The 13,114-nt window shown below is 39.6% G+C and carries 10 protein-coding genes; 6 read left to right on the top strand and 4 right to left on the bottom strand.

All coding sequences use genetic code 11. The features are described 5' to 3' along the window. The first annotated feature begins 39 nt into the window (after window positions 1–39). Window positions 40–1,068 carry a UDP-glucose 4-epimerase GalE gene (gene galE / locus ACRD64_RS18350; protein ID WP_430934920.1) on the top strand — a complete coding sequence of 343 codons (1,029 nt, stop codon included), beginning with the start codon at window positions 40–42 and terminating at the stop codon, window positions 1,066–1,068. A gap of 159 nt (window positions 1,069–1,227) precedes the next feature. Beyond that, window positions 1,228–2,280 (top strand): dTDP-glucose 4,6-dehydratase, encoded by a 1,053-nt coding sequence (gene rfbB, locus ACRD64_RS18345; protein ID WP_430934919.1) that lies wholly within the window; start codon window positions 1,228–1,230, stop codon window positions 2,278–2,280. Window positions 2,281–2,344: 64 nt separating this feature from the next. Here rfbB and glmS read toward each other — a convergent pair whose 3' ends face one another. The 4 genes from glmS to ACRD64_RS18325 form a co-directional block, all read right to left on the bottom strand. Further along, window positions 2,345–4,180 carry a glutamine--fructose-6-phosphate transaminase (isomerizing) gene (gene glmS, locus ACRD64_RS18340; RefSeq protein WP_430934918.1) on the bottom strand — a complete coding sequence of 612 codons (1,836 nt, stop codon included), beginning with the start codon at window positions 4,178–4,180 and terminating at the stop codon, window positions 2,345–2,347. 62 nt (window positions 4,181–4,242) lie between these two features. Then, on the bottom strand, window positions 4,243–6,204 hold the full coding sequence (locus tag ACRD64_RS18335; RefSeq protein ID WP_430934917.1) for a DUF4954 family protein: 1,962 nt from the start codon (window positions 6,202–6,204) through the stop codon (window positions 4,243–4,245). Between the two features lie 484 nt (window positions 6,205–6,688). Further along, window positions 6,689–8,221, bottom strand: a complete 1,533-nt coding sequence (locus ACRD64_RS18330; protein ID WP_430934916.1) for a DUF4270 family protein — start codon at window positions 8,219–8,221, stop codon at window positions 6,689–6,691. Between the two features lie 214 nt (window positions 8,222–8,435). Further along, a complete protein-coding gene (locus ACRD64_RS18325) occupies window positions 8,436–9,245 on the bottom strand; it encodes a glycogen/starch synthase (RefSeq protein ID WP_430934915.1) in 810 nt (269 codons plus the stop codon). A gap of 254 nt (window positions 9,246–9,499) precedes the next feature. On the opposite strand from ACRD64_RS18325, the gene panC reads away from it, so the two are divergent. The 4 genes from panC to radA all read left to right on the top strand — a co-directional run bounded on the left by panC (window position 9,500) and on the right by radA (window position 13,031). Beyond that, window positions 9,500–10,360 carry a pantoate--beta-alanine ligase gene (gene panC / locus ACRD64_RS18320; RefSeq protein WP_430934914.1) on the top strand — a complete coding sequence of 287 codons (861 nt, stop codon included), beginning with the start codon at window positions 9,500–9,502 and terminating at the stop codon, window positions 10,358–10,360. Then, complete coding sequence (panD, locus tag ACRD64_RS18315; protein ID WP_430934913.1) at window positions 10,350–10,700, top strand: aspartate 1-decarboxylase; 351 nt, start codon at window positions 10,350–10,352, stop codon at window positions 10,698–10,700. Before panC ends, panD begins: the two co-directional genes overlap by 11 nt. Window positions 10,701–10,954: 254 nt before the next feature. Next, entirely contained in the window at window positions 10,955–11,455 is a 501-nt protein-coding gene (rfaE2, locus tag ACRD64_RS18310; protein WP_430934912.1) for a D-glycero-beta-D-manno-heptose 1-phosphate adenylyltransferase, read from the top strand. Between the two features lie 208 nt (window positions 11,456–11,663). Next, window positions 11,664–13,031, top strand: a complete 1,368-nt coding sequence (radA, locus tag ACRD64_RS18305; RefSeq protein WP_430934911.1) for a DNA repair protein RadA — start codon at window positions 11,664–11,666, stop codon at window positions 13,029–13,031. Window positions 13,032–13,114: the final 83 nt, after the last annotated feature.

The raw sequence follows: 13,114 nt of genomic DNA, 5'->3' as shown, positions 1-13,114 counted from the left end.
AACTCAAACGATAGAAGTTATAATTATTTAATAAAGGATATGGGTAAGCAAATATTGGTTACAGGCGGAACCGGTTATATTGGTTCACACACTGTGGTGGAATTACAGAATTCTGGATTTGAGGTAGTTGTCGTTGATGACTTGTCTAATTCTCAGATTGAGGTATTGGATAACATCGAAAAAATTACAGGTGTTCGACCTGCTTTTGAGCAATTCGATTTGTCGGATAGTGTTTTGACAGATGAGTTCTTTCGAAAGTACCGTAATATTGAAGCGATTATTCATTTTGCCGCTTTTAAAGCAGTGGGCGAATCGGTTCAGAAACCTTTGGAATATTACCGTAACAACCTAAATTCGTTAATGAATTTGTTGGCAGGGATGAAAAAATATGGCATTGCGCATTTGGTGTTTTCTTCTTCTTGTACCGTTTACGGTCAGCCTGATGTATTGCCTGTTACCGAAGCAACACCACGTAAAGAAGCAGAATCCCCATACGGAAACACAAAGGCAATTTGTGAGGATATAATGCGCGATTTCTGTAAGGTCAATGAGGATGTCAACTGCATTGCTTTACGTTATTTTAATCCGATAGGTGCACATGAATCAGGTTTGATTGGAGAGTTTCCGGTGGGTGTTCCCAATAATTTGGTACCATTTATCACACAAACAGCTGCAGGCCTTCGGGAGGAATTAAGTGTATTTGGAGATGATTATGATACACCTGATGGAACTGCGGTGAGGGATTACATCAATGTGGTTGATTTGTCGAAGGCACATGTTGTAGCCATCAACAGATTAATTGAAGGTAAAAAGAAAGCCAACTACGAATTTTTCAACGTAGGAACCGGCGAAGGATATTCTGTCATGCAATTGGTCAAAGCATTTATTAAAGTAAACGGCGTTGACTTAAAATATAAAGTGGTTGGCAGGAGAGCCGGTGATATTGAAAAAATTTGGGCGGATACTTCCTACGGTAACAGCGAACTGGGCTGGAAATCGGAAAAAACCCTGGAGGAAACCTTGGCTTCGGCTTGGAAATGGGAAAAAAATGTGAGAGGCATTAATTAAGAGAAGGATATAAAATATAGCTTGTTAGGCGAGCTTAACAAAGTTTTCGTCAAATAGGAAGGTTGTTCGCTGGGAACAACCTTTTTTTTTATCCGTCGAAGTGATATATTGCAGAATAAATGAATTCGACGCTATAAATTTTAAAGATACCATTGTTCTATGAAGAAAATTCTAATTACCGGAGGGGCCGGATTTATTGGCTCGCATGTGGTACGTTTGTTTGTTCAGCAATATCCGCAGTACCATATTTTTAATTTGGATGCTTTAACTTATGCGGGTAACCTGGAGAACTTGAAAGATATTGAAAACGAGCCGAACTATACTTTTGTCAAAGGGGACGTCGTGTCGGAGGAATTAATGAACAATCTGTTTGCGGAGCACCATTTTGATGGTGTTATACATTTAGCGGCTGAGTCCCATGTAGACCGTTCGATTTCCGATCCACTTTCTTTTATTAAGACCAATATTTTAGGTACGGTAAACTTACTAAATGCGGCTAAAAATATTTGGAAAGATAATTACGAAGGAAAACTGTTTTATCATATTTCCACTGATGAAGTGTATGGTTCGTTGGGAGAAACCGGACTGTTTACCGAAACTACAGCTTACGACCCCCGCAGCCCTTATTCTTCATCAAAGGCAAGCAGCGACCATTTGGTGCGTGCTTATCACCATACCTATGGAATGCCGGTTGTGATTTCAAATTGTTCAAATAATTATGGGCCGAATCAGTTTCCCGAAAAATTAATTCCACTGGCCATCAACAATATAAAAAACATGAGACCGATTCCTATTTATGGTAAAGGGGAAAATGTCAGGGATTGGCTTTTTGTGATTGATCACGCTCGTGCCATTGATATGATTTATCATAAAGGAAAAAACGGGGAGACGTATAATATCGGGGGTATCAATGAGTGGACCAATATAGATTTGATCCGAAAGATGTGTGAAGTGCTGGATCGTAAATTGGATCGACCGGCAGGAACGTGTGCTGGCTTAATAACCTATGTAAAGGATAGAGCAGGTCACGATATGCGTTACGCCATCGATTCGTCCAAGTTAATGAATGAATTGGGTTGGGAACCATCGCTTCAGTTCGAAGAGGGAATAGAAAGAACCATTGACTGGTATTTGGCCAACGAAGAGTGGATGACAAATATTACAGATGGCACCTATGAAAAGTATTATCAGAAACAATACGAAGAAAGATAAAAACTGCTAAACCATTTTTATCTTGTGAATCCTGTGCAAAAGCACAGGATTTTTTATTGTTAGTCTATTCAACGGTTACCGACTTGGCCAGGTTCCTGGGTTGGTCAACGTTACAACCTCTCATCACCGCGATATGGTACGATACTATTTGCAATGGAACCACGGTTAAAAGTGGTGCAACAGCCTCGTGCGAATCAGGCACCTCGATAACGTGGTCTGCCAGTTTTTTAATGGTTTCATCCCCCTCGGTTACAATGGCTATCACCTTACCGTTACGTGCTTTTACCTCTTGGATGTTGCTTACAATTTTTTCGTACGATTTATCCTTGGTGGCCAACACAAATACCGGCATGTTTTCGTCGATGAGTGCAATGGGACCGTGTTTCATTTCGGCAGCAGGGTATCCCTCTGCATGGATGTAAGATATTTCCTTGAGTTTAAGTGCACCTTCCAAAGCCACAGGGAATAAAAACCCTCTGCCTAAATAAAGCGAGTTGGTGGCGTCTTTGTATAATTCGGCAATGCTTTTGATATATTGTTCCGACTTTAAAATGATCTTTATTTTTTCAGGAACGAGTGTTAATTCATGAATCAGCTGCTTGTATAATTCATCGTAAAGAGAACCTCGTTTTCTTCCTAACATAAAGGCCATCATGGTTAAAACAGTAACTTGTGAAGTAAATGCCTTTGTGGAAGCAACCCCAATTTCAGGTCCTGCGTGCGTATATACTCCGGCATCCGTCTCGCGAGGAATGGATGATCCCACTACATTGCATATGCCCAGTATGGTAGCGCCATGTTCCTTGGCCATTTTAATTGCCGCCAGTGTATCAGCAGTTTCACCGCTTTGCGAAATAGCGATTAAAACATCATCGGCATTAATCACCGGATTTCTATATCTAAATTCCGAAGCATATTCCACTTCGACGGGAATGCGGGCGTATTCTTCAAATAGGTACTCCCCAACCATGGCTGCGTGCCAGGAAGTTCCGCAAGCTACAATGATTATTCTTTTGGCCTGTGTAAGTTTAGGCATTACATCGATGATGCCACCTAGGAATATTTTGGTTTTATCAATGGAGATTCTACCTCTGAAAGTATCTCCGATGGATGAAGGTTGTTCATGAATTTCTTTCAGCATATAATGCTCGTAATCACCTTTGTCGATTTCGTCGATGGTTAGCTCTACTTTTTGTATTTTAGGCTTTTGAGCATCGTTCTGAATGTTTTTTAATACTAAATCGTCTTTGGTTATAATGGCAACATCTTCATCATTCATGTAAATAACCTGATCAGTATATTCAACAATAGGGGAGGCATCTGATGCCAGGAAATATTCCTTATCGCCAACGCCAATTACCAAAGGGCTACCTTTACGAGCTGCAATTAATTGGTCTTTTTCATCTTCACAGGATATTACCAGTCCGTAGGCTCCAATTACCTTAGAAAGCGCTAATCTTACTGCGATTTCTGCGTTTACCTTTTGTTCCTGATAAATATTTTCTATCAGGTTCACCAATACCTCGGTGTCCGTCTCGCTCTGGAATTCATATCCCCTGGCAATCAATTCCTTTTTTAAGTGAGCGTAGTTTTCAATAATCCCGTTGTGAACCAAGGTGAATTTTCCGTTCATGGAAGTATGCGGGTGGGCGTTTATATCATTGGGTTCTCCGTGTGTAGCCCAACGTGTATGTCCTATCCCAATAGTTCCGGATAAGTGTTTTCCTTTAGCATGATTCTCAAGGTCTTTTACTTTCCCTAAGCATTTGTAGGTGTGCGTGCCTGCGTTGACCAAAGCTACACCTGCTGAATCATATCCTCTGTATTCTAATCGTTGTAATCCTTTTATTAAAATTGGGTAGGCTACTTTATCACCTACGTAGGCAACTATTCCACACATATTATTTGGTTGTTTTGTTTCGTTATGTAATGTGACAAAGCAAAGGCTTTTAACACGTACTCTTATTTAGTGAGTTGATTAATTAATAACTCTGCTTCTTTGTTTATATTGTCGTATTCTAATTCTAATCCCTTCACAAAGGAATTGTCTTCCACCTTTCCCCTGACCAGACTGAAATCAATATCTCTGGATTCAATATCGCCATCAATTCCAAATCCTATCTTGCTTTTTGTGTTAAACTCTTTTTTCGCATCCATTAGAATGGAGTTCTTCACCTTTGTGTTATTATCCATCCAGTTTTTAACAAAGTTCGATATTTCTTCGTTTGTGCAAGAAACTATATCGATATTGAAATACTGTTTTAAAACGTTGAATGCGTGTGCTTGTTTAAGCTTGTTGTATGCATTGAATTGTTTGTTGTAAAACGTATTCCAATCTCCGGTGTTTGGTTTGTTGGTCTCCATTTCTTCTATAAACACATCAAGAATAGATGTTTTACAAAGTAACCCCGCCAAATCGACCCATTGGTTGTTTTCGGGATAAACAAATGACTTTTTAATACTATCAAAATTCGCTCTTTTTATGGCATAAATCAATTCATCTCCTACATATTTGACCAACGCTTGCTCGTACAATTTAATTCCCCGAATTATAGAGATTAAAGAAAGCTGTGTGTTTTTGTACATCAGGTTTTTACCCTGAGGCGATGCTTTTTGCTGAAGTTGCTTGAGTATCTCAATGCCATCTAATATCTTGTTGATTGTATGTGGGTTTAAGGCCTCGCTAATAACATAATCCAGCGGGTTTTTACCTTTTCGTTTATCCCTCTTGGGCCATTTTTGAGCGTCGCGCGTAACCCCAACGTTAAAAATGTTTTGGGCGGGCATTAGAATGCTCTTCCCGTCATTTTCAATCAAATAAGAAAAGGGAAGGGAGGAAATGTCAGGATTGCTGTAATGGCGTCCTAATATCATGGTGAAGGCCCCGATTTGGGCTGGCCACATAACGTACGAGTCACTGCCTGTTTTCCCGCCTCTTTCAATGATACCTTGATGAACCGGACCCAATTTGTACATGTGGTTGCTCTGGTTTGTTCCGCTGCCGGCGTTAAAAAAAGAATAGTATCCGGCAATCAGCAGGGTTGATTTATGGTGTGTTACCGTGAAAGGCCCCGCAAATATGCTGCAGGCTTCACCCTGCAAACATTGGCTGTTGGCAAAGAACAAAGAATTTTCTGCAGTATACGAATTGGCAATCTCACAGCCTTGTCCAACAAAACAGTGCCTTAGATATGCGTTGTCGCTAACGGTGGATCCCGATGAGACAATAAAATCGGCAGCATTTACTCCTGTCCCAATATAAGTTGGAGCATCGGATGTGCTGTTGATGGAGCCATTGCTTAAATATGGAACACCCTCCAGAATAGCATCGGATCCTGTTTTAATGTTTTTAAGCATCCCACAATTTAGTATAGCGGTGTTTTTGCCTATGTATCCTGTTTTTGAGGTTATGCTTTGGACCTTGCTTAAAATAGTTTTTTCCAGGTTTTCTATTAATTTTGGTTTATGGCGATAAAATGCCATTAGGTATGCTGTGTGAGCGGAAAGCTCATCATAAATGATAACTTCTCTTCCCCCGGCTTCGTTTACCGGATTAACTTCAGTTCCATTTCCAAAAGAGGATTCTCCTTCAGCCATCAATGTACCTACATGCTGGATGATACAATCCTCCTGGATAATGTAATTGGAAATGGCAGTTCCAATATTTTTAATGTAACATCTGTTTTTAATGGTGCAATTGTGTAAACGAGCGTTGTATATACCGCTAAAGTCATATGTTTTGGATGGCAGTGGAATTTTATCATAAAACGCACCCAGGTAATTTTTGCCTGAGAAAGTGACATTTTTTATGTTAGTGCAAACGAAGTCCGTTGTTACCTGTACCTTATCCCAGCCATCAATGGCTATGCAGTTCTGGCTTTCAAGTGCTTTGGTTTCATCTTTTGTTAGGTTTCTGTACGACATGGCTTTAGTATCAGTTGTTGTTACGGGGCTAAAATAAGAAAATTAGTGGCGTATTGTATCACCGAAAAAGTGAAAACATGGAATTGTCATCTCCGTTCGGGTAAACCCATATATCCACAGCCAATATAAAGTTTACTTGGTGTATTATCCGGTGTAAAGGTTTTATCGCTATTTGGGGGGATATTTGAATAATGAAGATGATGCACTTAGTAGAATCTGCAAACGATGCATTTAATTTTCCGGGGAATCCATTACGAATTTTAGGTAATCGCATAAAAAAAACTGCCATCCAATAATTCGGATAGCAGCTAATGTTTATTTTAAGAAATATTTACCCGAGTCCTATCATTAGGAATTTTAAAAATTCCTTTATATCAAAAGGCTTCAGCCTTACCGATGCTATCGGTATAGAAAATATTAGATTGCTTAGATTTGGATCATCGGATTGGCATTTAGATGAAGCGTAATAACGATTTTGGGTTTATTATTCAATCTCAACATACTTTATTGTAATGTTTGATGGTTGAATGGTAACATCTTGCTCACTTGGTGTAATTGACATGCCGTGAAGGGCAACCCTGTCAAATGTGTAGTGTACGTTATCAGAAATAACATCAGCAACACTTAGGTATAGTTCTTTGTAATTTCTTTCTCCGTTAATAGGGTATTTGGGCGTATCATCAATTAAGGTCTCAAAAAATCCACTTTCAAGAGTAAATGTATATTTATAAGCGCCTTCTTCTGTTTCGCTAAACACGGCATTTGAGAATGCAGCCGATTCGATACTTGCATTTAAATTAAAAACCGGGCTTTCAAACTCGCCTTCGCTATTTTTGATGTATAAATAAATGGTCTGTGGTAGGTTGTCGTTATAGTCTGTAATGGTTGTATCTATGTCAATGTAAAAGGAGAGCTCTACCGATGCAAGGCTGGTTATGGGATCATTTTCATCTATCTCCTCGTCGGGATCGGGAAGAATACTGCGCCATTTTTCAATAAATTCATCACTAATATTTACCTTAGCCATAGTGCCTCCTAAGCCTTGCAAGTACATTTTATCTACGTTTGCACTGTTAAAGTCTATTACCGACTCCGTGTAGTCATTGTTGTAAAATTGTATTTTTTTGTTCTCCTGACCAAAACCGAAAGACTTAGTAACGATGGCAGTGTCTATTACATCCATTTGGTTACTATCCGGAATATAGGTATAAGAGCCATGAACGTATAATGAGGTGCTGTTTGCAAAACCCAGGTTTCCCCTGTTACCATCAACAGATTCAGATCTAACATATATGCCTTTAATAACTTGTTCCAGACTTTCGTCGTCGGTAATGACATCTTCGCCGGCATTGAATATCTTTGCTCCAATTGCGTCATCGATGTCAATGGTTAAGGTACGTGTATTATTTATTTTGGACCAGGCCAGATCCAGCTTTTCGTCATCTTCTAATGTGGATTCCCTCTCTTCTTCTGTCAGTAGGCTATCTCTCTCTGCATCTGTTAATTCGTACATAAACTCAAGCGCACCTATTGGGTTTGCTTCGTCAAATAATCCGCTTGGGTTAAATTGAGTGCTCACAAGGTTTTGGGAAGGGACCTTACTGGTGAGTTCGTAAATGGTAATTTTATTTTTAGAATATGGATCTCCGAGCCATTTGTTTCTGGTATATGCAATTTTTAGCTGAGTAGAATCGTAAGAGGCCTCTTCGGTAAAACCGGAGGTAACATTAGCGAATTGCGCCAGAAAGCCTGCTGCGGTTTGTCCATATATGGAATCGGAGTATTCCCCGATAATAAAGCTTTGGACTGGGTTCTGCGATTCAACGTTAAGGATAAAATTGCTAGCGGTTAATTCGGTGCCGGAAGATACCGAAAATTCCGTATCAATCAAGTTGTCCCCAAAGAGATTGGCCGCAATTTCTGCCGGGTCATCGTTACACGATGACAAAAATAGAACCGCAACGGCAAATGTGAGTGTCTGAAGCACTCGCAATTGAAAAATATTTTGTGTCTGCACTTCTTTAATTTTAAAGGATTACCCGTTTTGTTCAAATGAATGACAACAACCTGAGGTTGTGCCAGGGTTAACCCTGATTTTTATAAGATTATTTCACCCTTATCAGGGATATCCTTGATTAAAAAACAACTCTCGTGATTTGTATACGCTGGCTTACAAAACAACATTTCATAAAACGTCAGCCAAAGGTGAAAAATTCTAAGAATTTTCCAGGTTAATTGTCCATCAAATCATCATAAAACTTGTCATAGGCATCCACATATGTTTCCTCATTATGGAATTCAAGGAACGGTTTTCCAGAGGCCTTTGCATAGTCTATGATATTCTGATTTGCTTCGGGGTTACCTTGTATAATGCCGTCGCTGAAATTGATGGCTAATTTACTGAGGTTTTCGAAATCAAATGGAGTTAATCCTGAAAAATCATCATTTTCTATTCCTTCAAGTAAAAACTTTCCAGGGAATGTGTCAGGAAAAGTGCTTGTAAATCCGTCGTTATAGATGCTGTAAACCAATTTTGAGTTGGCAAAGTGCGGATCTTCATTCATGGCCTTTTTAATGTATAGAGGAACCAGTCCGGTAAACCAACCATGACAATGAATAATATCCGGAGCCCAACGCAACTTTTTTGTAGTCTCTAAAACACCTCGGGCAAAAAAGATAGCCCTTTCATCGTTATCCTCAAACTCCTTGCCGTCTTTGCTGACCAAAGTGGCCTTTCGGTGGAAATAATCTTCGTTATCAATAAAATATACCTGCATGCGTGCAGCTTGAATGGAAGCTACCTTAATAATCAAAGGATGGTCCGTGTCATCAATGATTAAATTCATCCCTGATAAACGGATTACCTCATGTAGCTGGTTCCTCCGCTCATTGATACAGCCAAAACGAGGCATAAATGTTCTGATTTCTTTTCCTTTTTCCTGTATGCCTTGCGGTAAATAGCGGCCTATTTTGGACATTTCTGATTCGGGAAGATAGGGTGTGATTTCTTGGGAAATAAATAAAACCTTTGTTTTTTCCATCTTATTTGTTGGTGATAATTGCTTTATGAAAATTGTAACAGGCTGCAAAATTAACAAAAATAAAGTTCTCAAACAAAGACATGGAATTTTATTGTCAACAATTCATATGTTGTAAGTGCTGTATGTCAGCTGAAAACAAGAAGATTTATTAATTGAATGGTGTCTGGAATTGGTTGTTAGATCAAGTTGTGGGTTTTATGCTTTTATAGTTAAGAATTTATTATTTACTTTGCGGCGTTTTTTGAAAAATTGATATGGATATTGTTGCTAAGTCTGAGGAACTTAAAAGATTAATTGAGAAACATAAATCTTCCGGGAAAAAGATTGGGTTTGTGCCTACCATGGGCGCCTTGCATCAGGGTCATTTAAGTTTGGTTAAAATGGCAGGGGAATGTACCGATGTTGTTGTCGTCAGTGTTTTTGTGAATCCAAACCAATTTAACAATCCCGATGATTTATTGAATTATCCCAGAACTATTGACAACGATATAGCGTTATTAAGTGGTACGGGTTGCGATATTCTTTATCATCCTACCGTTGAGGAGGTATATCCCGAAGAGGATAACAGGGTGTTTGATTTTGGGACGTTGGATAAGGTGATGGAGGGAGCGTGTCGCCCTGGTCACTTTAATGGTGTAGCACAGGTAGTAAGTCGCTTTTTTGATTTGGTGCAGCCGCACAAAGCTTTTTTTGGCCAGAAGGATTTTCAACAGTTGGCCGTTATAAAAGCCATGACCAAAATGTTAAATTACCCTGTCGATATAATTCCTGGAAAAATAGTTCGTGAAAAGGATGGATTGGCGATGAGCTCCCGTAATGTGAGGTTAAATCTTGAACAACGCAAGGAATCGGTATTGATTTCCAAAACATTATTTGAATCAAAAGAACAAATGAGCACAAAAAATATAAAAGAAGTTATTAATTTTGTGGTCGATAAGATAAACAACTCTGCAATATTGAAATTGGAGTATTTTAATATTGTAGATGGAAATACATTACAACCTGTTGATGATTGGAACGAAAGTGAGTATATTGTAGGTTGTATTGCCGTATTTGCAGATAAAGTAAGATTGATTGATAATTTGATTTACAAAAATTTTCAGGATGTACGTTGAAGTTGTAAAGTCTAAGCTACATAATGTTTCCGTTACTGAGGCTAACCTTAATTACGTGGGAAGTATTACCATTGATGAAGATTTGATGGACGAAGCCAACATAATTGAAAACGAAAAAGTACAGGTAGTAAACAATAACAATGGTGAACGTTTGGAAACCTATGTTATTAAAGGAGAGAGAGGTTCTGGTGTGATTTGCTTGAACGGAGCCGCGGCCAGAAAAGTGGCGGTAGGTGATGTGATCATTATTATTACCTATGCCATGATGGAGCTCGACGAAGCCAAAGGATTTAAACCTAAGTTTGTATTTCCGCACACAGAAACAAACATGCTGGTGTAAAAGATTGTTTCAGATAAACCCCGGTGCTTCCGGGGTTTGCTATTTATAGGAAGTCCCTAAAATATCACCTAACCATAGAAAGTTAATACAATGTAATTACTCCCTTTGTTTGGCACAGATTAAAAAAATTAACGCAGAATATTGGTTTCCAAAAGAAAACCTTTAACATCTTTGCTGTAATATTCTGATTGTTACGTCAGGATCTGTGGGCAAAAGAGAAATCATCATATTTTCAACCCCTGATTCACAAAAGTATGTCAGAAGTTTCATTTAAGTCAAAAATTGTAGATGCAGGTAAGGCTGCCGAAATAGTTCGCCAATGGCAGTTGGACAGCGAAAAAGTGGTGTTTACGAATGGTTGTTTCGATATCGTGCATCGCGGCCATGTAGAATATTTGGCTAAAGCGGCAGAAAAGGGAAACCGGTTATTGTTAGGTTTGAATACCGATAGCTCGGTGAGCAGGATCAAAGGTCCAACGCGCCCTATTGTTGATCAGGAAAGTAGGGCCATAGTACTTGCGGCGTTCGAGTTTATTGATTTAATTGTGTTTTTTGATGAAGACACGCCTTACGAATTAATAAAAACAGTTCAGCCCGATGTGTTGGTGAAAGGAGCCGATTACAAAGTGGAAGATATTGTGGGGTACGATATAGTCACTGGCAGAGGAGGATCGGTTGAAACCATCACCTTTGTGGATGGGTTCTCAACTACCGATATTATCGACAAGATCGCCCAGGAAAAAAAGGAGCGGTAAGCCGTTGCCGGAATCAGTTTGCAGTAGTACAGGTTCTTCCCTTTTTGCCTGAACAGAAGAAGAAACCGGATGTATGCGGAGGAATGGGGATCGAAGAAAAAAATACGTCAACATTTCTTATGGACGTACACAGTGTCAATTGCTTTCTGGAATGCCGATTCCCGAATATCTTCTGATCTATTATTTATAATCTAAAAGTTTGATTTACATGGCCAAAACTAAATCTGTATTTGTCTGCCAAAACTGTGGAACGGAATCGCCTAAATGGGTAGGTAAGTGTAACGCATGTGGGCAATGGAACACCTATGTGGAAGAGGTTGTGGTTAAATCCAATGCCAAAACAGCTTCAACACAAAATTTCTTTGAGACCGTTGCCACTAAGCCAGAACTAATAAAAGACGTTCCTATTTCGGACTTGCCAAGGATAAACACTTCAAATATGGAGTTGGATAGAGTGCTTGGTGGCGGTATGGTGCCGGGGTCGTTGATATTGGTAGGAGGAGAACCGGGTATTGGAAAATCAACCTTGGTTTTGCAGATGGCATTGCGAATTGGTTCTAAAAAGGTGCTTTATGTTTCCGGGGAGGAAAGTCCGCAGCAAATTAAGTTAAGGGCGGATAGAATCCATCAGGGAAGTGAGAACTGTTTGGTGGTTAGCGAAACTTCGATGGAAAAGATACTCGGTCATATTAAAAATGTGGACCCGGATTTATTGGTTGTGGATTCCATTCAAACACTAAGCAGTGGGAGTATGGAGTCATTACCGGGAAGTGTTTCTCAAATACGGGAATGTACCGGATCCATATTGAGGGTGGCCAAGGAAACAAATTTGCCCGTAGTTTTAATAGGGCATATCAACAAAGAAGGGAATCTGGCGGGGCCAAAAGTATTGGAACATATGGTGGATGTGGTACTTCAATTTGAAGGTGACCGTAACCATATGTACCGAATTTTAAGGTCGATTAAAAACCGCTTCGGTTCAACCGCTGAGATCGGAATTTTTGAAATGCTGGGGAATGGGCTTCGTGAAGTAACCAACCCTTCCGAATTGTTATTGTCTCATCATCACGATAATCTGAGTGGCGTGGCTATTTCTGCCGCCATAGAAGGGATGCGGCCATTCTTAATTGAAACACAGGCCTTGGTGAGCACCGCAGCCTACGGAACGCCACAACGTTCTGCTACTGGTTTCGACTTGCGAAGATTAAATATGTTATTGGCTGTTTTGGAAAAAAGAGCGGGCTTTAAATTGGCTGTAAAAGATGTCTTCCTAAATATTGCCGGAGGAATAAAAGTGAATGATCCATCCATCGACTTGGCGGTAGTATCTGCCATACTTTCGTCCAATATTGATATTCCGGTTTCTCCCAATATTTGCATGGCTGGCGAAGTGGGCCTTTCCGGTGAGATTCGTCCCGTAACACGAATAGAGCAACGAATAGGTGAGGCCTCCAAGCTTGGTTTTGAACAAATCATCATACCGAAATTTACCAAGGGATTGGATATTGAAAAATACGATATTCAGGTAACGCAAGTAAGCAAGTTGGAAGAAGCTTTTAAGTTGTTGTTTGCATAACCCGAGGGCATTCTTTCAAAACAAAACCCTCGGTTATATCCTATATATCATGTTTCCCTGCCGACGTCGCACGGTTCATTATC

This window comes from Saccharicrinis sp. 156, from assembly GCF_050589685.1.
Lineage (GTDB): Bacteria > Bacteroidota > Bacteroidia > Bacteroidales > Marinilabiliaceae > Saccharicrinis.
This window is presented reverse-complemented; position numbering and strand designations above follow the sequence as displayed.

Excerpts from the sequence above, each read along its gene's own strand:
- galE (WP_430934920.1), top strand. The coding sequence starts at position 40 with ATGGGTAAGCAAATATTGGTTACAGGCGGAACCGGTTATATTGGTTCA.
- ACRD64_RS18335 (WP_430934917.1), bottom strand. The coding sequence starts at position 6,204 with ATGTCGTACAGAAACCTAACAAAAGATGAAACCAAAGCACTTGAAAGC.
- radA (WP_430934911.1), top strand. The coding sequence starts at position 11,664 with ATGGCCAAAACTAAATCTGTATTTGTCTGCCAAAACTGTGGAACGGAA.
- panD (WP_430934913.1), top strand. The coding sequence starts at position 10,350 with ATGTACGTTGAAGTTGTAAAGTCTAAGCTACATAATGTTTCCGTTACT.
- glmS (WP_430934918.1), bottom strand. The coding sequence starts at position 4,180 with ATGTGTGGAATAGTTGCCTACGTAGGTGATAAAGTAGCCTACCCAATT.
- rfbB (WP_430934919.1), top strand. The coding sequence starts at position 1,228 with ATGAAGAAAATTCTAATTACCGGAGGGGCCGGATTTATTGGCTCGCAT.
- rfaE2 (WP_430934912.1), top strand. The coding sequence starts at position 10,955 with ATGTCAGAAGTTTCATTTAAGTCAAAAATTGTAGATGCAGGTAAGGCT.
- panC (WP_430934914.1), top strand. The coding sequence starts at position 9,500 with ATGGATATTGTTGCTAAGTCTGAGGAACTTAAAAGATTAATTGAGAAA.
- ACRD64_RS18325 (WP_430934915.1), bottom strand. The coding sequence starts at position 9,245 with ATGGAAAAAACAAAGGTTTTATTTATTTCCCAAGAAATCACACCCTAT.